This window comes from Methylophilus sp. DW102, assembly GCF_037076555.1.
GTDB classification, from domain to species: Bacteria; Pseudomonadota; Gammaproteobacteria; order Burkholderiales; family Methylophilaceae; genus Methylophilus; species Methylophilus glucosoxydans.
This window is the reverse complement of the sequence record NZ_AP029023.1, coordinates 1,810,111-1,830,394: the sequence shown is the minus strand read 5'-3', so window position 1 is coordinate 1,830,394 and position 20,284 is coordinate 1,810,111. Positions and strand designations below refer to the sequence as shown.

Below are 20,284 nucleotides of genomic sequence, written 5' to 3'. Positions count from 1 at the left end.
GAATGACGTTGAGATGGATGTTGATGTTGGGCTTGTGCTGGGCCATGCAGGCGGCTGCCGAGATTTATAAATGGCGCGATGAAAAAGGCATTATGAATTATTCGGATACGCCTCCTGTCGCCGGTCCATCCACGCAAAAAATCAAGGCGACGACGGTGCCAGCGGATACGCCACTGACGCGATCCGACGCCTATTCGCGCGAGCAAATGAATCCGGCCAAACAGAAAATGCCCGAGAACTCAGCCGGGCAGAATGCGTCCCCAGAAGCTGAAGCGCTCAAGGCGATGGAAGCGCGTCAAAAAGCCCAAAATTGTGCAGCAGCCAGAAGTAACTATCGCAACTATGCCGTGGGCGGCCGCATGCAGAATGTGAACGAGAATGGTCAGCGCGAATATCTGTCAGATGAGCAAATTCGTCAGGGGCTGGCAGCCGCGCAGCAAGAAATCGACGAAAATTGTCCACCCGAGTAATGCATCTTGATGGTGTTGATCAGAAAGCCTGTAGTTTTGTCAGTGCGCTGAATGGTGCAATACGTAATTAACGGGAATTGGCCCGCTTGGCCGTGGCTGTTTTCTGTTTAGTGGCACGCTGACGGCGCATTTCTTTGGCGTTCGCAATCAGCGGGCGATAAATTTCTACCCTGTCCATCGCTTTTAGTGGCCTGTCGTGGCTGACTTTTTTGCCAAAAATGCCTAAGGGTAATTCTTTGCTTGCGGTCATCTGGTGTTGTTCCAGAATGCCCGACTGTCGCACGGCCGCGATTGCCGTGGTGCCTGGCGGCACCACGAGTGTGATCAGCGTTTGCGACGTTGGCAGCGCATAGACCACTTCTATATTGAGCATCCCGGTGAGTTCTTCAGGCATGGCTGGCGTGACCGGTTTGGTCATTACTTGAGTTGGAGCTTGCCAGCCTGTTTGACGAAGCTGTCGACGAAGGTGTTGGCAATATGGCTGAACACCGGCGCAATCATGCGTTCAATCAGGCCGTTGGCAAAGACATATTCAAGCTTGAATTCAATTTTGCAGGCATCTTCACGCAGTCTTATAAAGTGCCAGTGTCCACTCAGTTGTTTGAACGGGCCATCCACCAGCGTGATTTCCATGCGGTGAGGGAACTGTTTGTGGTTGCGTGTTGTAAAGTGCTGCTGTATGCCGTGGTAACGGATGTGGATGGTGGCCTGGGTTACGGTATCCGTGCGCTCGATGACTTGGCTACCGCCACACCAGGGTAAAAAGTCAGCATAGGTTTCAACGGCATCAACCAATTGAAACATCGCTTCACACGAATGCATGACCAGCACGGTTTTTTCTACTTGAGCCATTGCGTCAGAACGAAAGTCGGTTTTGAGTTAAAATGCTATTTTAAGTGATTTAAGCCCGCACAGCAGCGTTATGACTATCGCGCAAAACAAAAAAGCGTTTTTTGACTATTTTATTGAAGAAAAGTACGAAGCCGGCCTCGTGCTCGAGGGCTGGGAAGTCAAGGCGATACGCGATAACCGTACCAACCTCAAGGAATCCTACGTGGTGGTCATGCGTGGGGAGTTGTACCTGATCGGTTGCCACATTACGCCGCTAGGCTCGGCATCCACCCATGTGCGTCCCGATGCGATCCGTACACGCAAATTGCTGCTGCACCGCGAAGAGATCGACAAATTGATCGGTAAGGTCGAGCGTGCAGGGTACACCTTGGTGCCGCTGGACATGCATTTCACCCGCGGACGGGTAAAAGTGCAAATTGGGTTGGCTAAAGGTAAAAAACAACACGATAAGCGTGATGCTGAAAAAGAGCGCGACTGGAAGCGCGAGCAAAATGCGCTGATGAAAAACAAGATGAAGCGTTAAAAGTGACGCGAAATCAAGAGCGCTTAGCAAAAGACGAATCTTTGAAAAAGGGTTAAGTTTTTAAAAGCGCCTGCAACACGGCCGGAATCATCCCTGGCAAATCTTCTGCAATCAATCCCACTCCAAATAAACGCGCGGCTTGCGCATGCATCCAGGTGGCCGCCGCACATGCTTCGAATGCGGGCATGCCTTGTGCCAACAGACTGGCAATCATGCCCGCCAGCACATCGCCAGCGCCTGCAGTCGCCAAGGTCGGCGGTGCCTGTTCGTTGATTAACACCCGGCCTTCCGGCGTGGCAATAATAGTGTCGGCGCCTTTGAGTAAAACAATCGCCCCGCAGGTTTGTGCCGCCGTCATTACTTGTGTGATACGGGTGGGTCTATCATGCGCCGCACTCATTCCAAAAACGCTTTTGAACTCGCCTTCATGCGGGGTGAGCACGCAACTTGCACGTATTACTTGCTTGAGGGTATCCGCCTGACCGGCAAAGGTCGTCAGGGCGTCGGCATCGATCACCACCGGTTTGCCTGTGGCTAACATGGCAAGGGTGGTGAGTCTGATGTCTTGTGAGAGACCTGCGCCGGGGCCAATTAAATAGCAACTCACGCGGGTGTCTTCAAGCAGTGTCTGTAATTCTGCGGCATGCGCATAGGGCTTCACCATGACGCTCAATAGCGTGCTGGCATAAATTGGTAGTGCGACTTCTGGGGCTGCAATCGCCGTCATGCCTGCCCCGCATCTGGCAGCCGCCATTGCCGCGAGGCGGGCTGCGCCAGTGACCGGGTAGCCACCCTGGATCAGTACATAGCCGCGGCTATATTTATGGCTTTGCGCATGCGGTTGCGGCAATAATGGTTGCCACAGGGCTGGAGCGTTTGTTTGAGCGTCATACATGATTGAATTGTATGCGTAAGCGCAGGCCTTGGCGAGTCGCTGCCAGATTTAATGCCTGACTTTCATTGTGGGAGAGGGGGCTTTACGGTAAAATGTTCTCCCGTCTGTAACAATCTCAAAGTACCTGATCCATGACCAAATATGTATTCGTAACCGGCGGTGTTGTTTCTTCTCTTGGAAAAGGTATCGCGGCCGCCAGCCTCGGCGCCATTCTCGAATCGCGTGGCATTAAAGTGACCATGCTGAAACTTGATCCCTATATCAACGTTGACCCCGGCACCATGTCGCCATTTCAGCACGGCGAAGTGTTTGTGACCGACGACGGCGCGGAAACCGATCTCGATCTTGGTCATTACGAGCGCTTTATCAGCAGCAAGATGTCCAAGCGTAACAACTTCACTACTGGCCAGATTTACGAAACGGTGATCAAGAAAGAACGCCGTGGCGAATATCTGGGTAAAACCGTACAGGTCATTCCACATATTACCGATGAAATCAAGGCACACGTGAAACGTGGTGCTGAAGGCGCGGATGTGGCGATTGTCGAAGTGGGCGGTACAGTCGGCGATATTGAGTCCTTGCCGTTTCTGGAAGCGATTCGTCAGATGGGGATTGAAGAAGGCAGAAACAACGCCTGTTATATCCATCTGACCCTGTTGCCATGGATTCCAACCGCAGGTGAGCTGAAAACCAAACCCACCCAGCACTCGGTGAAAGAATTGCGCGAAATCGGTATTCAGCCGGATATTTTGATGTGCCGCGCCGAGCGTGAAATCCCTGAAGACGAAAAACGCAAGATTGCTTTGTTCACCAATGTGGCTTTTGAGGCGGTGATTAGTGCCATTGATAGCGATTCGATTTATAAAATCCCCGGCCTGTTGCACGCGCAAATGCTGGATGAGATTGTTTGCCACAAACTGAATATTCTTGCCAAAGCAGCGGATTTGTCTGCCTGGCAAAAAATTACTCACGCGCAAGCCAATCCCAAAGAGATTGTCGATATCGCATTTGTCGGTAAGTATGTCGATTTGACCGAGTCATACAAGTCGCTGACCGAAGCGCTAATACACGCCGGTATTCACACCGAGTCCAAGGTCAAGATTCACTACATCGATAGCGAAGACATTGAGAAAAGTGGCACCGATAGTCTCAAAGGCATGGATGCGATCCTGATTCCTGGCGGCTTTGGCGTACGTGGTACCGAAGGCAAGATTGCGGCTATTCGGTATGCGCGTGAAAACAAAGTGCCTTACCTGGGTATCTGCCTGGGCATGCAATTGGCCGTGATTGAGTATGCGCGTAATGTCGCAGGGCTTAAGGATGCGAACAGCACTGAATTTAACCCTGGCACCGAGCATAAATTGATTGGTCTGATTGACGAGTGGCAAGATGCTTCCGGCAAGATCGAGAAGCGTGATGAACACTCCGATCTCGGTGGCACCATGCGTCTGGGTGCGCAAAGCTGTCCGATTGTGCCGAACACGTTGGCCGCCAGCATTTACGGCAGCGAAGTTAATGAGCGTCACCGTCACCGCTATGAAGTCAACAACCACTATGTGGACCAGTTGAAAGACGCTGGTCTGGTCATTTCTGCACGCACGCCGCGTGAAGAATTGTGTGAAATGATTGAGTTGCCACAGTCTGTGCATCCGTGGTTTGTCGCGTGCCAGTTCCACCCCGAGTTTACGTCTAACCCGCGTGCGGGTCATCCATTGTTTAAAGCCTATGTGCAGGCTGCGCTGGCACAAAAAGCATCCAAAAAATAAGGAATGTTGAATGAAATTATGTGGTTTTGACGTCGGTCTCGAACATCCTCTGTTTCTGATCGCTGGCCCTTGCGTCATTGAATCCAAACAAATGGCAATTGATACGGCTGGCCAGTTAAAAGAGATGGCTGCCCGCGTGGGGGTGCCATTTATTTATAAATCTTCTTACGACAAAGCCAACCGTAGTTCGACCAAGACTTTCCGTGGTTTTGGCATGGAAGAGGGCCTGAAAATTCTGGACGAAGTGCGTGCCCAGATCGGTGTACCGATCTTGACCGACGTGCATACCGAAGAACAGGTGCCTCATGTGGCCGCGGTGGTGGATGTGTTGCAAACCCCGGCTTTTCTGTGCCGTCAGACCGACTTTATCGTCGCTTGTGCCCAGTCTGGCAAGCCGGTCAATATCAAAAAAGGCCAGTTTTTAGCCCCTGGTGACATGAAACAAGTGGTCAACAAGGCTAAAGAAGCCAACGGTGGTGCCGACAATATTATGGTTTGCGAACGCGGTGCTTCGTTTGGCTATAACACGCTGGTTTCTGACATGCGTGGTTTGGCGATTATGCGTGAAACACAGTGTCCAGTGGTATTTGATGCCACCCATTCTGTCCAGCAACCAGGCGGGCAGGGCGAGAAGAGTGGCGGTCAGCGTGAGTTTGTGCCGGTGTTGGCACGTGCAGCAGTGGCAAGTGGTATTGCCGGCGTCTTTATGGAAACGCATCCTGACCCGAGCCAAGCTTTGTCTGATGGCCCGAACGCCTGGCCCTTGGGCAAAATGGAGGACTTGCTGCACTTGCTGGTCGATCTCGACAAGCTGGTCAAAAAAGCCGGTTTCGCAGAACAAACCCTATAATTTTTTTCATCTTAGATAAGGATAAATCATGAGCGCTATTGTAGATATTATCGCCCGCGAGATTATGGATTCCCGTGGCAACCCGACGGTTGAAGTCGACGTTTTGCTGGAAAGCGGGGTGATTGGTCGTGCGGCAGTGCCTTCAGGCGCATCTACCGGTACCAAAGAAGCCGTGGAACTGCGGGATGGCGATAAAAGCCGTTACCTGGGCAAAGGCGTATTGAACGCGATTGAGAACGTCAACACGGAAATTACCGAAGCGATCATTGGCCTGGATGCTGAAGAGCAAAGTTTTATCGACAAGACGCTGATTGAGCTGGATGGTACCGAGAACAAAGACCGTCTGGGTGCAAATGCGATTTTGGGCGTGTCCATGGCCTGTGCACGTGCGGCGGCTGAAGAAAGCGGTTTGCCACTGTATCGTTACCTGGGTGGTTCTGCGTTCATGCAATTGCCAACGCCTATGATGAACATCATCAACGGTGGTGCACACGCAGATAACTCTGTGGATATTCAGGAATTCATGATTGTGCCAGCGGGCTTGCCAAGTTTCCGTGAAGCCTTGCGTGCGGGTGCAGAAGTGTTCCATGCACTGAAGAAAACCCTTCATGCCAAAGGCTTGGCGACAACCGTGGGCGATGAAGGTGGTTTTGCACCCAACTTGCCTTCCAACGAGTCTGCCTTGCAGTTGATCATGGAGTCCATCGAAGCAGCTGGCTATGAGCCAGGCAAAGATATTTACCTGGGCCTGGATTGCGCCAGTACCGAATTCTATCGTGATGGTAAATACCACCTCGAGTCAGAAGGCGCTGCACTGACCTCTGCCCAGTTCTGTGACTACCTGGCTACCTTGGCCGACAAGTATCCTATCATCACCATTGAAGATGGTATGAGCGAGTTTGACTGGGAGGGCTGGGACCTGTTGACACAACGCTTGGGTAAATCCACACAGTTGGTCGGCGATGACCTGTTTGTGACCAACCCAAAAATCCTGCGTGAAGGCATCCAGAAAGGCGTGGCCAACTCTGTGCTGATCAAAGTCAACCAGATTGGTACCTTGACTGAAACTTTCCAGACTATCGAGATGGCAAAACGTGCCAACTACACGGCCGTAGTGTCACACCGCTCTGGCGAAACCGAAGATACCACGATTGCCGACATCTCTGTGGCGACCAATGCCTTGCAAATCAAGACGGGTTCCCTGTGCCGTTCAGAGCGCGTTGCCAAGTACAACCAGTTGCTGCGTATTGAAGAAGAGTTGGGCGATGCTACCAGCTACGCTGGCTTGTCTGCTTTCTATCAGTTGTTCAAATAACTGATTTTGGGCCACGGTGCGTAAACTGACAGTTGTATTAGTGGTCCTGATTGCCCTGCTGCAATATCCGTTGTGGCTGGGCAAGGGCAGTTGGTTGCGCGTATGGCAATATTCACAGCAGATTGAGGCGCACCAAAAGCGTAACGATTATTATCGGCAACGCAATGAAACCCTGCGCGCTGAAGTGCGCGATCTCAAGCAGGGTCAATCTGCGATTGAAGAGCGGGCACGCAGTGAGCTGGGCCTGGTGAAGCAGGACGAAGTATTTTTTCAGGTGATTCAGAACAAATCTTCAGCCAGCAAGAGCCATACCGATGCTGCTGCCAAGCCAACAGATGCAGCGCCTGTGATCCCGGCGCAACCGTCCCAATAAAAAAGGCGCTTCACAAGCGCCTTTTTTATTTTTATTGACCCTGTACATTAGGGCAAGGGATACGGTAATTCTTTAAACAGCAAGGGCTGACCTTGCCAGAGAATCTCTCCGGCCTCTTTGGCTTCCAGTCGGCATTCTGCCAATACCCACCAGCCGCCACTCAAGGCATCGGGCGCAACGCGCACCAGTTGACCCGCGTCTTGTGTCTGGGCATCCTGCAAGGTGTCGCCTGCCAGTGGTACTTGGGCGGTTTTAGGCAGCTGTGCCAGCAATGTGCGGCGCTTGACCTTGCCCAGATAGTGCGTGCGGGCAACGATCTCCTGGCCGGTATAGCAGCCTTTCTTAAAGTTGATGCCATTTAATGCATCCAGATTGACCATTTGTGGGACAAACTGTTCTTTAGTGGCTGGGTAAACTTGCGGAATCCCCGCCTGAATTTCAAGCGCTTCCCAGTGAGCCGTGCTGCTTGGGGTGAAGGTCGCGCGCAGCGATTGCCAAACGGTTTCAGCCTTGTCGGCAGCGACAATCAGCTGGGCGCGTTGTTGTGTGCCAGCGTCAGCGAGGCGGATCAGCGTCCCCAGCTCGGTTTGGGCCAGTTGATGCGGATCCGCGGGCAGGCCAGTCAATGTGCTCGCAAGCGCATCACTCGCCAATCCCAGGCTGTACAGGCGCTCACTGGCATCCTCTACCACCACCTTGCTGCGGAGCACATACATGCGCAAGCGTTTCACCAGGTCTGGCACCAAGGCACGCGGACATTGCAAGTAAATGACATCCTCAACAGTAAAGGTGTAGAACAGCGCCAGCAAGCGGCCTTTGGGCGTGCAATAACCATTGAATTGCGCACCTTGGGCGAGCAGTTTAATATCATTGGTGACCTGGCCCTGCAAAAAGGTCTGGCTGTCTGCACCGCTGATGGCGATCAGGCCATTGCCCGACAGGTCAAATAGTTGCGCAGAGGCCTTTTCTATGGGAAAGCTGGCTTCACCTTGTGAATTGAAGTGCGCCCCTTGCGAGATTAAAAACGTTTGCCATGCGGTGGCTGGATTGGACATAACTCGGTTTTCCTTCTGGGCCAGAGTCGCTTGCGCGGCTTTGCCCTGGTTCATGCAATGAAAAAAGCTATTTTATCAACTGAAATTGATCTGCGCTTACGACCATCATATCTTTTATGGGGCTGGTGGTGCTTATTTTCAATGCTGGTGATGGCCTGCCTGTGGTGGAAATTAGCGTTTGTCTGGGCGTTGAGTGCAACGGCTGTCTATGGACTGGCAAGTGGCTGGCACTGGACGCAACTGGCGGCAACTTTTGGGAAACACAGTATCCAGAGACTGCGTGTGGATGTGTATGGGCAGATGACTGTCGTGAACCGCACGGGACAGGTCTATCAGGTCAGCGTGCTCCCTGATAGCGTTGTGCATCCGTGGTGCCTGGTCTTGCATATGCAGCTGCAACCGCTGCATGAGGCAGCAACTGAACCCATCTTGCGCACGCAGCGTATGCTAGTGCTCCCTGACCAGGCCGACAGGGCAAGCTTGACGGCTTTGCGCGTCTGGTTGCGTTGGGGACAGGCTTGAATGGCCCATGCTTAAAAGTGATTGTCGTGTGCGACATCGTGTCTAGCTTTAAACAAGCGCGTCTGCCTCAACTTGGTAAATCGTTTGCGTAGTGTATGCGTGAGCTGTCGTTTGGAGTCCTGGTTGAGATAGGCGCTGACGATGCATACCGCAGACAAGGTGGCGAGTATCCAGTCTATCGGGTATGCCACAATTTCATAACGTGGCGAGCTGTGTTTTTGGATATGTTGCAATACATGGTGGGGGTCATCGCCATCCAGGTATTGCGCGCCAATTTCTTCAGACAGTTTTTTCAAATAGGCCGACGCCCGTCTGGAAATATAGCGGTCATAGTCCGAGACAGCCACGCTGTCATCACGTCCACTGCTTTTACTGGCGGTGACCTGCGCGATATTAGGCTGGACGGCGAAGCTTTCATTCGACCAGTAGCCTATCATCTGATTGTTTTCTGTCAGCTTGGGAATGCCAGCCCCTTGGTCTGTCCCGACGCCGACAAAGTAAAAGTCGTCCGAGCCCTGAAAGTCTTTGAGGTTACGCGTGTTAAAGGCATGCAACAGGGGCGCTTCATCGCCATCAGTAAAAATGACGGCTTTGGTTGCCTCAGGCATTTGCCGCAATAGTTTTGCTGCCATCGGCACGCTTTGGCGTAACTGACTGTTGCCGGTCCAGGCCATGCGCCAATCGAGATGGTCTATGGTCTGCTGTATAGCTGAAAAGTGTTTGCAGACATGCAGGGGCGTATAAAGGGCGGCTACCGCATCGCCTGCAAACAGGCCGATACTGATGCGGGTCTGACAGGGCAGTTGGGCGATGATGTCATGCATCATGCGTTTGGTGTAATCGAGACGGCTGGCAGGGGCATGATCGAGCGACATATCGACCACATTCATACTTTGCGTGATATCTGCTATCAGCAGGTAAGTATGGATATTCCGCTTAATCGGTATTGAAGGCCGCAAGGCCGCCCCGAGTAAAAGCATCAGGGCAATGCCTAGCAGCAGGGTGTCGCGATGTTTCAGGCAAAAGGGTAGCCATTTTTTGTGCATGGTCAGGTCTTCTGTTTGCCTGCATCGCTGGCCTAGGATGTCAGAGGGGCGAGGCGTTAACGGTTATTGAAAATGGTTGTCGTGGGCGACGGCCTCGCTTTTTACAAAAAATCTGGATTGAATCTCACGACGGTAAAGATGCAGATTCTGCTTGATTTGCCGCCAAGGGTGATGGCTCGCATAGGTCGCGAGTATACATAAGCCTGCTAGGCTGGCCAGTAGCCAATCCAATGGTAAGGGAGCAATATCGCGGCGGGCCGGTTTTTGCTCCTTCATGGCTTTGAGGACGGTATAGGTGCTGTCACCTTTGATGAATTTTGCGCCAATTTCTTTGGTCAGGTTTTCCAGATATTCGCTGGCCAGTTTGGAGACATAGCGGTCATGGTCACCAAATGCGACGTTATCGTCGCGCACGCCCAAAGTGCTTTCGGAGATCTGTGCGATACCAGGCTGCATGGCAAAACTTTCATTAGACCAGTAGCCAATGACCTGATTATCCTGGCTCAGCTTGGGAATCGCCACGCCTTCATCGGTACCGATGCCAACAAACAGCCAGTCATCACCGCCTTGAAATTCATCGAGGTTTTTGGTGTTGAAGGCGTGCAGTTTAGGGGCTTCTTCGCCATCGGTAAAATACAGCACTTGCGCCGGCTCAGGCATGGCACGCACCACTTTCGCGGTCACAAACAGGCTTTCACGCACCCGGCTGTTACCTGACCACGCCATACGCCAGTCCAGATGGGCAATGGTGTCCTGGATTGCGGCAAAATTACGGCATACCTCAATGGGTGCATACATGGCGGCGACCGAGTTACCTGCAAACATGCCGATGCTGACTTTGGTGCCACATGGCAATGAAGCCACCACTTCATGCATCATGTTTTGCATATAGGCCATGCGCGTGACTTTTTTGCCATGCAGCATCATGTCCTCTGCATTCATGCTTTGCGAAATATCTGCAACCAGAAAATAGGCATAGATATTATGTTTAAACGGGATGCTGGGTCGTAAAATTGCTCCCAGCAGAAAGAGCAGTGCCAAGGCGAGCAGCGCCGTGTCGCGATGTTTGATAAAGTGTCTTAGCCAGATTTTCATGCCATGCCAGTCAATATGTTCAGATCCAGAGCCAGAGAAAATCGCCGCCTGTTATGGCAATCCGTTGGGAATGTTGCCCATGATCAACCCGGGATTGTCAGATTCGCCTACACCTGGCGTGGGTTTTTCTGGCAGCAAGCCAAGAACGCGGTCATAGTTGCGGCGTGTGCCCCAGTTGCTGTTATCTGCTTTGAGCGCTGATTTATAAGAGGTGGCCGCTTGCGACAACAGGTATTCAATCTCATCACGTGTGCTGTTGTCATTGCCGCCCGTCATTTGGATTGCACGCATGAAAAACATATTACCCACATTGTGCAGAATGGCCGCGCGCTGACTGGCATTGGCTTGTTCGATGAGCTTGGTAAACAAAAGTGTGGACTCCTTGTAACGCTCATTTTTGCCTAACCAGTAGGCGACTGCATACTTGGCTTCGAAACTTTGCTGGTCCGTTTGTGGACTTTTAGCTGTCGCCACGGCCTGATTAAAGGCTTCGACTTGCTTGATACGTTGCCAGCTGTAGGCGATGGTGCCCGCGGCCAAGACCGCAACAACGACCAGTCCAATCACAAGTTTATTTACGCTGAGCGCCATGTATGAATCTCCAAATATTTAACCGCCAGCAAGAGTGCAATCATGACGAAAGCCACCCAGTAACACACATTGGTGTAATCATGGCCGGGGATTTTTTCCAGATATTGAATCGGTTTTTTTTCTTTGCTGTTGATATCGGCAATCGCCGCTTCCAGTGACTTGGGATCTGCGGCTTCATAGGCGCTAAACGGGGTACGCAGCGTCTGGAAGAACTGATACAGCAACACTTCGGTTGGCATGGGGCCGTCGTAGCCACTGGCCGTATATTTGGGATCGAAGATGGTAATGCCACCTGGCTGGCGCAATACAATCCAGTACAAGCCGATGTTATAGCGTTGCAGCCAGTCACGCAGCTTCTGTTGCACCATGTCACTGACGCGTCCTGCACCATCAGAAATCAGGATAATCACGCGAGAGCCGGAGTCCGGCATATCCTTGAACAATTCAACCGCACTGGTCAAACCGCCGCCAATATTGGTTTGAAACAGCGAGTTGCCGGCAGTCGCCTGAATGGCAGACAAAATCGCTTCTTTATTTTCAGTCAGGGGTAACACATACATGGCTGAGTTACTAAAGGTAATCAGACCCATCATGTCGTTTTGGCGGCTTTGCACAAATTTGGTCATGATACGTGCGGCTGCGACCGATTTGGTTTCACCAACATTGCCATCTTTGTCTCCGGCAAACGGGTCGTCCATACTCGCGCTGCGGTCCAGCACCAGGCCGATCTGCGCACCTATGCCGGTACGCTCCACCTGTTGCTCCAGACTATGTGGGCCGGCCAGACCCAAAATAATGAAGACGATGCTAATGACGGCCAAGACCTTGAGTAAAAAACCGATGGTTTTGGACAGCGGGTCCGGTGGCAACAGGCTCACCCAGGAGTAATGTTTACTATGGGAACGATCTAGCAATAATGGTAATAGCGCCAAGGGGAGTGCCCACAACAGCCACGGATGGGTAAAAGCCATTATGCATGTACCTCTGGCTTCAAGCCGCGTTCGCAGTCGCGCATGTGCCTACAGAATTTTTTCAGCCATTCACGTGGTGGGATGCCCAGCTCCAGCGGGGTGCTGGCGTCAAAAAATACTTGGCGAGACAAGGCAAAAAAACGTTCAATTTCTGGCCTGGCAGGGGTAAAACCAGGTTTTTGCTGCAAGAAATGCTCGATACCATTACCAAATACGCTGTGCCCCGCCACCTGATGCAAGGCTTCATGTACGGTGGAAATGGCCTGTTGCAGACCTTGCGCGTCGTCCGGCAGTTTGCCAAGCTTGCGGTAGGCCTTGGCAAAAGCACCACCCATACGCGGTAACCAGGTATTGGCCGCCAAAATATAGACTAAGCCCAGCAAACAGACGGCCAGCACACCAGTCGCCACCTTTAGCGCCAGCCATTCTTTGTCGGCATGCAGTTTCAAGGGGGCGACAAACGGGCTCATTTCATTCTTCAGGTTGACTTCGCCATACACGGACAGTGGTGAGGTCCTGAAGTTAAACGAGGGCATGCGGAATTGCTTGATGTCCTGACTGCCTTGCTGGCGTAGCTTGACGATTTCGCCTCTGAGGATGGCGGGCTTGACCACGCGACCAGATTTGAAGACCTGATATTCTAGGTGTATCGTATACACGGTCTGCTGTCGCTCATGGGCTTCCTCCATGTCAATCGCCGTCAATTCAATGCCAGAAACCTGGCCGCGGTAACGGTGCTCATAACCGACAATCGGCAGCGACTCCTTGATCAATTCGTAAGGTTGCTTGACGGTCAGGATCATGGTCCGTTGCAGCTTGTCACCGACGAAAAAGCCGGCATCGCGGGTCGGGTTGATTTCCTGGACACTGACAAATTTATTGTCAACGGATGGCAAAATTACATCGGCAACACTGTTGAGTGAGGCAGACAACAGGCTGGCCGCTAACACTAAAGATAAAAGATTGTGGCGCGCTTTCATGGGTCGCTTTCCTCAGGCAGGCACGTATTGATGGAAGTATTCGGTCAGTAAATCGGCATCGAATTGGTCTTCCACAAAAAAGGGCTGCATATCAAATCTCATAAAAATATCTTCAATGGCCTGGCGACGGGCCGCGAACGCTTCCAGGATGCGTTGACGGTAGGAGGCACGTAAAAACAGCGTGCGCCGCTCGCCGGTTTCAGGGTCATTGATACTGGTGATGCCAAATTCCGGCAACTGCTTGTATTCAGTGCTATTCCATAACACGACTGGCACAATATGATGACGAAGCATGAGCACCAGCGCGGCTTCCAGTTGTTCCAGCGGCATATGGAAATCGGACACCATGAAAATCAGGGATCGCTCGCGTGGTAACAACCTGACGCTTTCCAGCAGGGCGGCGGCACCGACCTCATTGGGTAAATGGTTTTCAAGGCGGTCAGCCAGGTCAAACATGCTGTGTGGCCGTGAAGACAACGTAGACAGCCACGCGTCATGCAAATCATCATCAAAGCCGATAAAGCCAACAGGATCCGTATTGCGGCAAGCCGATTGGGCGACCGAGCGGGTGATTTCAGCCGCAGTCACCAGTTTGGTATGCGGTGTGCCGTATTGCATGGAGCCAGACATATCACACAGGACAAACACAGGCGTGGCGCTTTTCTGGTTAAAGATACGCACATACACCTGCTCCATGGGGTCACGTATGGTTTGGCGGATGTCAATCCGGCGCGGGTCAGGATAGGACAGCAGCGTGGTATGACCGCGAAACTCCATCCCCATGCCACGCTGATTGCTCTTGTGGCGGCCAGGGCGACGTGCGCGCGAACGCCAGCCGATGTGGTAGCTGAATTCCTTAATTGTCTGCATCACTTTTCAGCACTCGTTATTTGTGAATTCGTACACCATCCGTTAAGGGGCAGCGATTGCGTGAACGATACCAGACAGCAATTCGCGGGCGATTTCAGTCCGGCGCATTTCGTAGACCGGGCTAAAGACCAGGCGGTGGGCAATGGTTTCATGGAACACTGCATGGATATCTTCCGGTATCACTGCAGCGCGGTTATTGAGCCAGGCATTGACGCGGGCGGCACGCAGCAGCATACCCATCCCGCGCGGGCTGGCGCCACTCAGTACCAGGCGCTTCATGTCTACGTTGGAGACCTTGACGCCATAGGCAACCGGATCTTTGGTGGCCAGCCACAGGTCAAGTGCATATTTGCGCAGGGCAGGGCTGGCCTGAATGTTTTCCTGGATTACCTTGGCAAAACTGTTTAGCTGGTCAAACTGGAGGATGTCGGCTGGCACATTTGAAATCAGTTGGTCTACATCATGAAAGCGGGTATCAAAAATCAGGGATTCCATAATGTCGTGTGCAGGCGGCACCACGATTGGAATTTCCATCATGAAACGATCGCGCGCTGCTGAAGGAATATCAAAGGTTTCTTCGCGCTCCACCTGGTTGCGGTCAGCAAACACCAGCATGTGCGGGAAATAATGTTCCTTGTTAAACGCGGTCAGTGTCCGTTCCGCCATCACGCGCAACATGAGGGAGTGCACTTGTGGCCGCGCGCGGTTGATCTCGTTAAAGAAGAAGATCGACAAGTCCTGGCCTGACATCAGCAGCGGACCGGGGCTGACATGAGGTTTACCATCTTCGCCCAAATAAGTGTGATACACCAAATCATTCGGCATCAGGTCGATGGTGCCTTCAATTCGCTGGTAGCCACCGCCAATGCCACGGGTGAATGCGCGCAGCAAGGTGGTTTTGCCGACGCCCACATCACCTTCCAGCAGCACATGGCCACGCGCAAACACGGCCGTGGTAATCAGGCGTACCGGGGTTTCCTGACCGACGACCACTTTGTTGACTTCTGACTCGAGTGTGAGCGCATGGGTACGCCAATCGTTGAGTTGTTGTTCTTGCATGCCTGATTTCCTGATGATTTGAATGTATTAAGTGATTCTGATTGTAACTAAATTGTAACTTCAACGGGGTGAAAAATTCACGAATCCTTTTTTAAACCCCGTCAGACAGCCGGTTTTTAATATGTAAAATTCAGTAACAATTTTGGGAATGTTACCTGTGTTTTGAAGAAAAGTATACAGGTCTGTATAGTCTTTGCGTGACAAAAAGCTTTCACTAAACGCAATTTCCGGCGAAAATATTGTTTTATACTAAAAATCTAAAAATACATGACTAGAAAAAGTAGTTTCAGTAAAGAGGAGTTGCTGTCTTGCGGTCGCGGCGAAATGTTTGGTGAAGGCAACGCGCAATTGCCACTGCCTCCTATGCTGATGTTTGACCGGATCGTAAAGATTTCTGATGAAGGTGGAAAATATGGCCAGGGCGAAATTATTGCCGAGCTGGATATCCGTCCTGACCTGTGGTTTTTTGAATGCCACTTCACCGGAGACCCTGTGATGCCAGGCTGTTTGGGTCTGGATGCGATGTGGCAGCTGGTTGGCTTTTTTCTGGGTTGGAAAGGTGGGCCTGGACGTGGCCGCGCGCTGGGTTCAGGCGAGGTGAAGTTTACCGGTCAAGTCCTGCCCAAGGCCAAGTTAGTGCGTTATCACATTGATTTAAAACGCGTGATCATGCGCAAACTGGTGATGGGGATTGCGGATGCACGGATGGAGGTGGATGGTCGTGAGATTTATTCTGCCAGCGATTTGCGTGTTGGGCTGTTTACCACCACAGACAATTTTTAGTACGGATCATTTTTAGTATTCGTGACCGTTTTTTGAAGTTTAAGGGAGGCGCAATGCGTCGCGTAGTGATTACAGGATTTGGTATCGTATCAAGTCTCGGTAATAACAAACAAGAAGTGCTGGAGAGCCTGAAAGCCGGGCGCTCTGGCATAAGCTATCAGCCGGAGTATGCCGAGCGCGGTTTGCGCTCGCACGTGGCGGGTTCGATTAAAAATTTGGATATCGAAGCCCTGATTGACCGTAAGTTGTTGCGTTTTATGGCCAAAGGCCATGCTTATGCCTGGTTGGCCATGCAGGAAGCGATTGCTGATGCGCAACTGCCAGCGGAACTGGTGTCCAATGTGCGGACCGGCCTCATTGTCGGTGCCGGGGGGACCTCCACCGAGAGTATGCTGGAAGGCACCAATACACTGGCTGAAAAAGGGATTCGTCGTGTGGGACCTTACATGGTCACCAAAACCATGAGCAGTGGCATTGCTGCCTGCTTGGCGACCGGGGCGAAAATCAAGGGCGTCAATTACGGTATCAGCTCTGCCTGTTCAACCAGTGCCCACTGTATCGGGGCCGGTGTAGAGCAAATTCAATTGGGTAAACAGGATATTGTGTTTGCTGGCGGCGGCGAAGAAGAGCACTGGACCATGAGTTATCTGTTTGATGCCATGGGCGCCTTGTCGAGCAAGTATAACGAGACGCCTGAAAAAGCTTCTCGTACTTACGATGTGGATAGGGATGGCTTTGTCATCTCCGGTGGAGGCGGCATTGTCGTGCTTGAAGAGTACGAACATGCCAAAGCCCGCGGTGCGCAGATTTATGCTGAAGTGATCGGTTATGGAGCAACCTCTGACGGCTACGACATGGTCGCCCCTAGTGGCGAAGGGGCGGTGCGCTGTATGCAGCAAGCCCTGCAAGGGATTAGTCCGGACGATATTGATTACATCAATACGCATGGGACCAGTACCCCGGTTGGCGATACCAAAGAGCTCGAAGCCATTCGCGCTGTTTTTGGCACGCAAAGCCGGGCAGCGATTGCTTCGACCAAATCACTGTCTGGTCATGCGCTTGGGGCCGCCGGTGTCAATGAAGCCATTTATACATTGCTGATGATGCAGCACGGATTTATTGCGGCCTCTGCCAATATTGATCATCTGGACCCGGCGGCTGAGGGCTTGAATATTGTGCGTCAGGCCATTCCATCTGCCAAGGTGCAAACCGCACTTTCTAACAGCTTTGGTTTTGGTGGCACCAACGCCACATTGACCTTGTCAACCAAACATCTTTAAGCTTGGGTTGAGCTGTGAATAGCCGTGTGTGATTTCAACACACGGCTTTTTTATTTTTGGTGCCTGCTTGACCTGATATTAGCAACCGCTACTGTCTGTCTGGATCGTCAGAGGCTGAGTGCTGTTTGCACCGAAGGCCAGGATATATTCCAGCTTGCAGTGTGCGCTGTTTCTGGCCCCTTGCAAATAATAGGTGGCATGCTCACGATCTGACAGGGATGGCTGGATAGCAAATTTCCCAGTGTCTAGTAACTGGTTGAGGGTGCCTGCACCATCACTATTGCCCAGCCAGCCGACAGGATAGCTTTGGCTGAAGTAAATAACATTGCCCTCTATCGTGGTTGACGGTGCCACTTGCTGGCTGTCACATTGCGGATCGGACATGCATACGCCTTTGGCCATGATGGCAGTCGCTTGTACGTTAGCTTTGAAGGCTGACAAGCTGGCTTGTCTGGCCTGTGAGTCGACCTGAGAAATACGTGCATAGGCAGTCACAGCCAGCGCTGATAGAATCAGCATGACCACAATCATTTCTACCAATGTAAATCCAGGCTGGAGGCGATGTTTAATTCCCATAGCGCACGATCTTATCGTATCCTCTGTGAAGTGTTTTCGATTTTTGTTGAATGTTACAAGTGTTAAATAGGGCTTACAAATGCGTCAATTAATCGGGCTTTGCCTCAGTGTTTTGCTAGTGTTACTCCTCTCGCACTGTGTGAGTCTGGGCGAGCGCACCTTGCATATTAATACGGCACAATTACAGCAAAAGTTGAATCGAAAACTGGAAAAACCGATCACGCTTATGCGTATATTTCATCTTCAGCTTTCTAATGCACTCGTGTCGGTCGAGCCTGGCTCTGGCCGCATACATGCCTTGATGGATGCGAATGTCCGTAGCGATTTGCTGGCCAACTCTGCGACCGGCAAACTCGGTCTCTCTGGTTTGTTGCAGTTTGATCAGGCGCAACAGGCGGTGGTGCTGGATCAGCCTGAGGTGGATTCGTTACAGCTGGATGGTGCCGGCAGTGAGTGGAGCAACCTCGCCCAGCAGTTGGCTAAAGACATAGGTCGGCAATGGTTTAAGCAGGTCGTCCTATATGAAGTGAAGCCGGAAGATTTGAGTTATGCCGGTAGAAAGTATCAACCCGATCAACTCAAAGTCACCCCTGAGGGGCTAAGCGTGACGCTCAAGCCGCAGTAAGCGGCTAAGTTGCGTCCGAGAGGTGTTTTTCAAGTAGCAGGGCAGCCACGACTTTTCTATTTTCTGCGCTCAAAATGTTGAAGGTACGGCAAGCGGCTGCAGTGGTCATGCATTCCACAGCGATCAGTTCCGATAAAAAGGGCTGCAGATGTTTGGGGTGAATAAAGCGCTGTTTGTCTCCCGTCCCCAATAACACGACTTCTGGTTTGAACTCTAGAATGAGTGATAAAGCTTGAGCGTCCAGCTTTTCCCATGCGCCATGAAACCAGTCAGTGCGCAGTGCTTGATCGCTGACAATGACTGGTTGTGGATAGCGCTGCTGATTGATGGTGACCGCATCGCTATCGACGCCATGAATCTGGTATTGCTGTTCACCGGTATGCAGATGTAGTTTCATAAGTTTGAAGCTCAATTGTGAGGTGGCTGAATGTGCAAGGACTATCCAATCCAGACCCGATGCCGCGTACTAGGTTCATTGATGTAGCAAGGGTTTGCAGGTAGAATGAAAGTTTTACTTTAAGAGCTTAACACACGCCAGATGTGTTTGTTAATCCGCTATGCAGCCAGTCAATAAATCCAGCAAACTCAGTAATGTCTGTTACGACATCCGCGGCCCTGTATTACAGCGCGCACGCCAGATGGAGGAAGACGGGCAGCGCATTATCAAACTGAATATCGGTAACCCGATGCCATTCGGTTTCAATGCGCCAGAAGAAATCGTTCAGGACGTGATTCATAATATGGATCAGGCCTCTGGCTATACGGATTCCAAAGGCTTGTTTGCCGCGCGCAAAGCCATCATGCATTACACCCAGCAAAAAAATGTTACTGGTGTGACCATAGACGACATCATTATTGGCAACGGCGTGTCCGAGCTGATTGTCATGGCAATGCAAGGCTTGCTCAATAATGGTGACCAGATTCTGGTGCCCATGCCCGACTATCCACTGTGGACGGCAGCCGTTAATCTGGCGGGCGGCACGGCAAGGCATTATGTGTGTGATGAACAGTCTGGCTGGTTGCCCGACCTTGAGGATATTGAGAACAAAATCAATGCCAATACCAAAGGCATTGTGATTATCAACCCTAATAACCCCACCGGCGCCTTATATCCTAAAGAGACGCTGGAAGGCATTATTGAGATCGCCCGTCATCATGGTCTGGTGATTTTTGCCGATGAAATTTACGACAAAGTGTTGTACGACGGCAATACACATACTTCGATTGCCTCTTTGGCCGATGATGTATTGTTTGTGACCTTCAATGGCTTGTCCAAGAACTACCGGGCTTGTGGTTACCGGTCTGGCTGGATGGTTATTTCAGGCGACAAAAAAGACGCCAAAGACTACATCGAAGGCCTGAATATGCTGGCCTCTATGCGCTTATGTGCCAATGTGCCCGGCCAACTGGCGATCCAGACTGCGTTGGGAGGATACCAAAGTATCAACGATCTGGTGGCCCCTGGTGGTCGTCTGTGCAAACAGCGCGATCTGGCCTATGACATGTTGACCGCGATGCCAGGGGTGACCTGTGTCAAACCTCAGGCCGCCATGTATTTGTTCCCCAAGCTGGATGCCAACATGTATCCGATTGCGGATGACCAGCAATTTATTCTGGACTTGCTGCTCGAAGAAAAAGTGCTGTTGGTACAGGGGACCGGTTTTAACTGGAAGTCGCCAGACCACTTCCGTGTAGTCTTCCTGCCTAATGTGGATGACCTGACCGAGGCCATGACACGTATAGGGCGTTACCTCGATGGGTATCGAAAGAAACATTCAAAATAAAAG

General features: G+C 51.7%; 24 protein-coding genes. 11 read left to right on the top strand and 13 right to left on the bottom strand.

From position 1 onward, the window contains the following. Positions 1–2: 2 nt before the first annotated feature. Positions 3–470, top strand: a complete 468-nt coding sequence (locus AACH41_RS08455; RefSeq protein ID WP_275355541.1) for a DUF4124 domain-containing protein — start codon at positions 3–5, stop codon at positions 468–470. A 67-nt stretch (positions 471–537) separates the two neighbouring features. Here the strand turns inward: AACH41_RS08455 and AACH41_RS08450 are convergent, their stop codons facing one another. Together AACH41_RS08450 and AACH41_RS08445 are read right to left on the bottom strand one after the other, a co-directional pair. Then, positions 538–888, bottom strand: a complete 351-nt coding sequence (locus AACH41_RS08450) for an RnfH family protein (protein WP_338654436.1) — start codon at positions 886–888, stop codon at positions 538–540. Then, a complete protein-coding gene (locus tag AACH41_RS08445) occupies positions 888–1,322 on the bottom strand; it encodes a type II toxin-antitoxin system RatA family toxin (RefSeq protein WP_194747861.1) in 435 nt (144 codons plus the stop codon). The genes AACH41_RS08450 and AACH41_RS08445 overlap by 1 nt, the downstream gene beginning before the upstream one ends. 70 nt (positions 1,323–1,392) lie before the next feature. Here AACH41_RS08445 and smpB point away from each other — a divergent pair, with 70 nt between their 5' ends. Further along, entirely contained in the window at positions 1,393–1,845 is a 453-nt protein-coding gene (gene smpB, locus AACH41_RS08440) for an SsrA-binding protein SmpB (RefSeq protein ID WP_194747859.1), read from the top strand. Between the two features lie 52 nt (positions 1,846–1,897). Here smpB and AACH41_RS08435 read toward each other — a convergent pair whose 3' ends face one another. After that, positions 1,898–2,740, bottom strand: coding sequence for an NAD(P)H-hydrate dehydratase (locus AACH41_RS08435; RefSeq protein WP_338654432.1), 843 nt, complete (start codon positions 2,738–2,740; stop codon positions 1,898–1,900). A gap of 131 nt (positions 2,741–2,871) precedes the next feature. On the opposite strand from AACH41_RS08435, the gene AACH41_RS08430 reads away from it, so the two are divergent. Genes AACH41_RS08430 through ftsB form a run of 4 tightly spaced genes read left to right on the top strand, consistent with a single transcriptional unit; the run spans position 2,872 to position 7,044 of the window. Beyond that, entirely contained in the window at positions 2,872–4,506 is a 1,635-nt protein-coding gene (locus AACH41_RS08430; protein ID WP_194747857.1) for a CTP synthase, read from the top strand. A 10-nt stretch (positions 4,507–4,516) separates the two neighbouring features. After that, complete coding sequence (kdsA, locus tag AACH41_RS08425) at positions 4,517–5,356, top strand: 3-deoxy-8-phosphooctulonate synthase (protein WP_194747855.1); 840 nt, start codon at positions 4,517–4,519, stop codon at positions 5,354–5,356. Between the two features lie 28 nt (positions 5,357–5,384). Then, a complete protein-coding gene (gene eno / locus AACH41_RS08420; RefSeq protein WP_194747853.1) occupies positions 5,385–6,671 on the top strand; it encodes a phosphopyruvate hydratase in 1,287 nt (428 codons plus the stop codon). A 16-nt stretch (positions 6,672–6,687) separates the two neighbouring features. Beyond that, a complete protein-coding gene (ftsB, locus tag AACH41_RS08415; protein WP_338654430.1) occupies positions 6,688–7,044 on the top strand; it encodes a cell division protein FtsB in 357 nt (118 codons plus the stop codon). A gap of 47 nt (positions 7,045–7,091) precedes the next feature. On the opposite strand, the gene AACH41_RS08410 is transcribed toward ftsB, so the two are convergent. After that, positions 7,092–8,099, bottom strand: coding sequence for a folate-binding protein (locus tag AACH41_RS08410; RefSeq protein WP_338654428.1), 1,008 nt, complete (start codon positions 8,097–8,099; stop codon positions 7,092–7,094). A 57-nt stretch (positions 8,100–8,156) separates the two neighbouring features. Between AACH41_RS08410 and AACH41_RS08405 the strand changes: the two genes are divergently transcribed. After that, on the top strand, positions 8,157–8,621 hold the full coding sequence (locus tag AACH41_RS08405) for a hypothetical protein (RefSeq protein WP_338654425.1): 465 nt from the start codon (positions 8,157–8,159) through the stop codon (positions 8,619–8,621). An 11-nt stretch (positions 8,622–8,632) separates the two neighbouring features. Here the strand turns inward: AACH41_RS08405 and AACH41_RS08400 are convergent, their stop codons facing one another. The 7 genes from AACH41_RS08400 to AACH41_RS08370 form a co-directional block, all read right to left on the bottom strand. Further along, positions 8,633–9,667 carry a VWA domain-containing protein gene (locus AACH41_RS08400; RefSeq protein ID WP_275355525.1) on the bottom strand — a complete coding sequence of 345 codons (1,035 nt, stop codon included), beginning with the start codon at positions 9,665–9,667 and terminating at the stop codon, positions 8,633–8,635. 63 nt (positions 9,668–9,730) lie between these two features. Continuing rightward, on the bottom strand, positions 9,731–10,762 hold the full coding sequence (locus AACH41_RS08395) for a vWA domain-containing protein (RefSeq protein ID WP_194747845.1): 1,032 nt from the start codon (positions 10,760–10,762) through the stop codon (positions 9,731–9,733). Positions 10,763–10,813: 51 nt separating this feature from the next. Further along, entirely contained in the window at positions 10,814–11,353 is a 540-nt protein-coding gene (locus AACH41_RS08390) for a hypothetical protein (protein ID WP_194747843.1), read from the bottom strand. Beyond that, complete coding sequence (locus tag AACH41_RS08385; RefSeq protein ID WP_194747841.1) at positions 11,338–12,324, bottom strand: vWA domain-containing protein; 987 nt, start codon at positions 12,322–12,324, stop codon at positions 11,338–11,340. Before AACH41_RS08385 ends, AACH41_RS08390 begins: the two co-directional genes overlap by 16 nt. Continuing rightward, positions 12,324–13,304: a hypothetical protein gene (locus AACH41_RS08380; protein ID WP_338654420.1), complete on the bottom strand. Its 981-nt coding sequence runs from the start codon at positions 13,302–13,304 to the stop codon at positions 12,324–12,326. Before AACH41_RS08380 ends, AACH41_RS08385 begins: the two co-directional genes overlap by 1 nt. Before the next feature lie 12 nt (positions 13,305–13,316). Beyond that, the gene (locus tag AACH41_RS08375; protein WP_194747837.1) at positions 13,317–14,174 is read right to left on the bottom strand and encodes a DUF58 domain-containing protein; all 858 of its coding nucleotides are present in this window, start codon (positions 14,172–14,174) and stop codon (positions 13,317–13,319) included. A gap of 42 nt (positions 14,175–14,216) precedes the next feature. Continuing rightward, positions 14,217–15,233 carry a MoxR family ATPase gene (locus AACH41_RS08370; protein WP_313987919.1) on the bottom strand — a complete coding sequence of 339 codons (1,017 nt, stop codon included), beginning with the start codon at positions 15,231–15,233 and terminating at the stop codon, positions 14,217–14,219. Between the two features lie 267 nt (positions 15,234–15,500). Here AACH41_RS08370 and fabA point away from each other — a divergent pair, with 267 nt between their 5' ends. Together fabA and fabB are read left to right on the top strand one after the other, a co-directional pair. Next, on the top strand, positions 15,501–16,016 hold the full coding sequence (fabA, locus tag AACH41_RS08365; RefSeq protein ID WP_194747833.1) for a 3-hydroxyacyl-[acyl-carrier-protein] dehydratase FabA: 516 nt from the start codon (positions 15,501–15,503) through the stop codon (positions 16,014–16,016). A 53-nt stretch (positions 16,017–16,069) separates the two neighbouring features. Beyond that, entirely contained in the window at positions 16,070–17,296 is a 1,227-nt protein-coding gene (fabB, locus tag AACH41_RS08360; RefSeq protein ID WP_338654416.1) for a beta-ketoacyl-ACP synthase I, read from the top strand. Between the two features lie 78 nt (positions 17,297–17,374). Here fabB and AACH41_RS08355 read toward each other — a convergent pair whose 3' ends face one another. Beyond that, positions 17,375–17,872, bottom strand: coding sequence for a type II secretion system protein (locus AACH41_RS08355; protein WP_338654414.1), 498 nt, complete (start codon positions 17,870–17,872; stop codon positions 17,375–17,377). A gap of 79 nt (positions 17,873–17,951) precedes the next feature. On the opposite strand from AACH41_RS08355, the gene AACH41_RS08350 reads away from it, so the two are divergent. After that, positions 17,952–18,497 (top strand): DUF1439 domain-containing protein, encoded by a 546-nt coding sequence (locus AACH41_RS08350; protein WP_338654412.1) that lies wholly within the window; start codon positions 17,952–17,954, stop codon positions 18,495–18,497. Positions 18,498–18,501: 4 nt separating this feature from the next. On the opposite strand, the gene AACH41_RS08345 is transcribed toward AACH41_RS08350, so the two are convergent. Beyond that, positions 18,502–18,894, bottom strand: coding sequence for an MTH938/NDUFAF3 family protein (locus tag AACH41_RS08345; protein WP_338654411.1), 393 nt, complete (start codon positions 18,892–18,894; stop codon positions 18,502–18,504). A gap of 160 nt (positions 18,895–19,054) precedes the next feature. On the opposite strand from AACH41_RS08345, the gene AACH41_RS08340 reads away from it, so the two are divergent. After that, on the top strand, positions 19,055–20,281 hold the full coding sequence (locus AACH41_RS08340) for a pyridoxal phosphate-dependent aminotransferase (RefSeq protein WP_338654410.1): 1,227 nt from the start codon (positions 19,055–19,057) through the stop codon (positions 20,279–20,281). The last annotated feature ends 3 nt before the right edge of the window (positions 20,282–20,284 follow it).

What these genes read in the sequence shown, in the direction of transcription:
- AACH41_RS08455 (WP_275355541.1), top strand. Translation starts at nt 3, where the DNA reads ATGACGTTGAGATGGATGTTGATGTTGGGCTTGTGCTGGGCCATGCAG.
- AACH41_RS08450 (WP_338654436.1), bottom strand. Translation starts at nt 888, where the DNA reads ATGACCAAACCGGTCACGCCAGCCATGCCTGAAGAACTCACCGGGATG.
- AACH41_RS08445 (WP_194747861.1), bottom strand. Translation starts at nt 1,322, where the DNA reads ATGGCTCAAGTAGAAAAAACCGTGCTGGTCATGCATTCGTGTGAAGCG.
- smpB (WP_194747859.1), top strand. Translation starts at nt 1,393, where the DNA reads ATGACTATCGCGCAAAACAAAAAAGCGTTTTTTGACTATTTTATTGAA.
- AACH41_RS08435 (WP_338654432.1), bottom strand. Translation starts at nt 2,740, where the DNA reads ATGTATGACGCTCAAACAAACGCTCCAGCCCTGTGGCAACCATTATTG.
- AACH41_RS08430 (WP_194747857.1), top strand. Translation starts at nt 2,872, where the DNA reads ATGACCAAATATGTATTCGTAACCGGCGGTGTTGTTTCTTCTCTTGGA.
- kdsA (WP_194747855.1), top strand. Translation starts at nt 4,517, where the DNA reads ATGAAATTATGTGGTTTTGACGTCGGTCTCGAACATCCTCTGTTTCTG.
- eno (WP_194747853.1), top strand. Translation starts at nt 5,385, where the DNA reads ATGAGCGCTATTGTAGATATTATCGCCCGCGAGATTATGGATTCCCGT.
- AACH41_RS08410 (WP_338654428.1), bottom strand. Translation starts at nt 8,099, where the DNA reads ATGTCCAATCCAGCCACCGCATGGCAAACGTTTTTAATCTCGCAAGGG.
- AACH41_RS08405 (WP_338654425.1), top strand. Translation starts at nt 8,157, where the DNA reads ATGAAAAAAGCTATTTTATCAACTGAAATTGATCTGCGCTTACGACCA.
- AACH41_RS08400 (WP_275355525.1), bottom strand. Translation starts at nt 9,667, where the DNA reads ATGCACAAAAAATGGCTACCCTTTTGCCTGAAACATCGCGACACCCTG.
- AACH41_RS08395 (WP_194747845.1), bottom strand. Translation starts at nt 10,762, where the DNA reads ATGAAAATCTGGCTAAGACACTTTATCAAACATCGCGACACGGCGCTG.
- AACH41_RS08390 (WP_194747843.1), bottom strand. Translation starts at nt 11,353, where the DNA reads ATGGCGCTCAGCGTAAATAAACTTGTGATTGGACTGGTCGTTGTTGCG.
- AACH41_RS08385 (WP_194747841.1), bottom strand. Translation starts at nt 12,324, where the DNA reads ATGGCTTTTACCCATCCGTGGCTGTTGTGGGCACTCCCCTTGGCGCTA.
- AACH41_RS08380 (WP_338654420.1), bottom strand. Translation starts at nt 13,304, where the DNA reads ATGAAAGCGCGCCACAATCTTTTATCTTTAGTGTTAGCGGCCAGCCTG.
- AACH41_RS08375 (WP_194747837.1), bottom strand. Translation starts at nt 14,174, where the DNA reads ATGCAGACAATTAAGGAATTCAGCTACCACATCGGCTGGCGTTCGCGC.
- AACH41_RS08370 (WP_313987919.1), bottom strand. Translation starts at nt 15,233, where the DNA reads ATGCAAGAACAACAACTCAACGATTGGCGTACCCATGCGCTCACACTC.
- fabA (WP_194747833.1), top strand. Translation starts at nt 15,501, where the DNA reads ATGACTAGAAAAAGTAGTTTCAGTAAAGAGGAGTTGCTGTCTTGCGGT.
- fabB (WP_338654416.1), top strand. Translation starts at nt 16,070, where the DNA reads ATGCGTCGCGTAGTGATTACAGGATTTGGTATCGTATCAAGTCTCGGT.
- AACH41_RS08355 (WP_338654414.1), bottom strand. Translation starts at nt 17,872, where the DNA reads ATGGGAATTAAACATCGCCTCCAGCCTGGATTTACATTGGTAGAAATG.
- AACH41_RS08350 (WP_338654412.1), top strand. Translation starts at nt 17,952, where the DNA reads ATGCGTCAATTAATCGGGCTTTGCCTCAGTGTTTTGCTAGTGTTACTC.
- AACH41_RS08345 (WP_338654411.1), bottom strand. Translation starts at nt 18,894, where the DNA reads ATGAAACTACATCTGCATACCGGTGAACAGCAATACCAGATTCATGGC.
- AACH41_RS08340 (WP_338654410.1), top strand. Translation starts at nt 19,055, where the DNA reads ATGCAGCCAGTCAATAAATCCAGCAAACTCAGTAATGTCTGTTACGAC.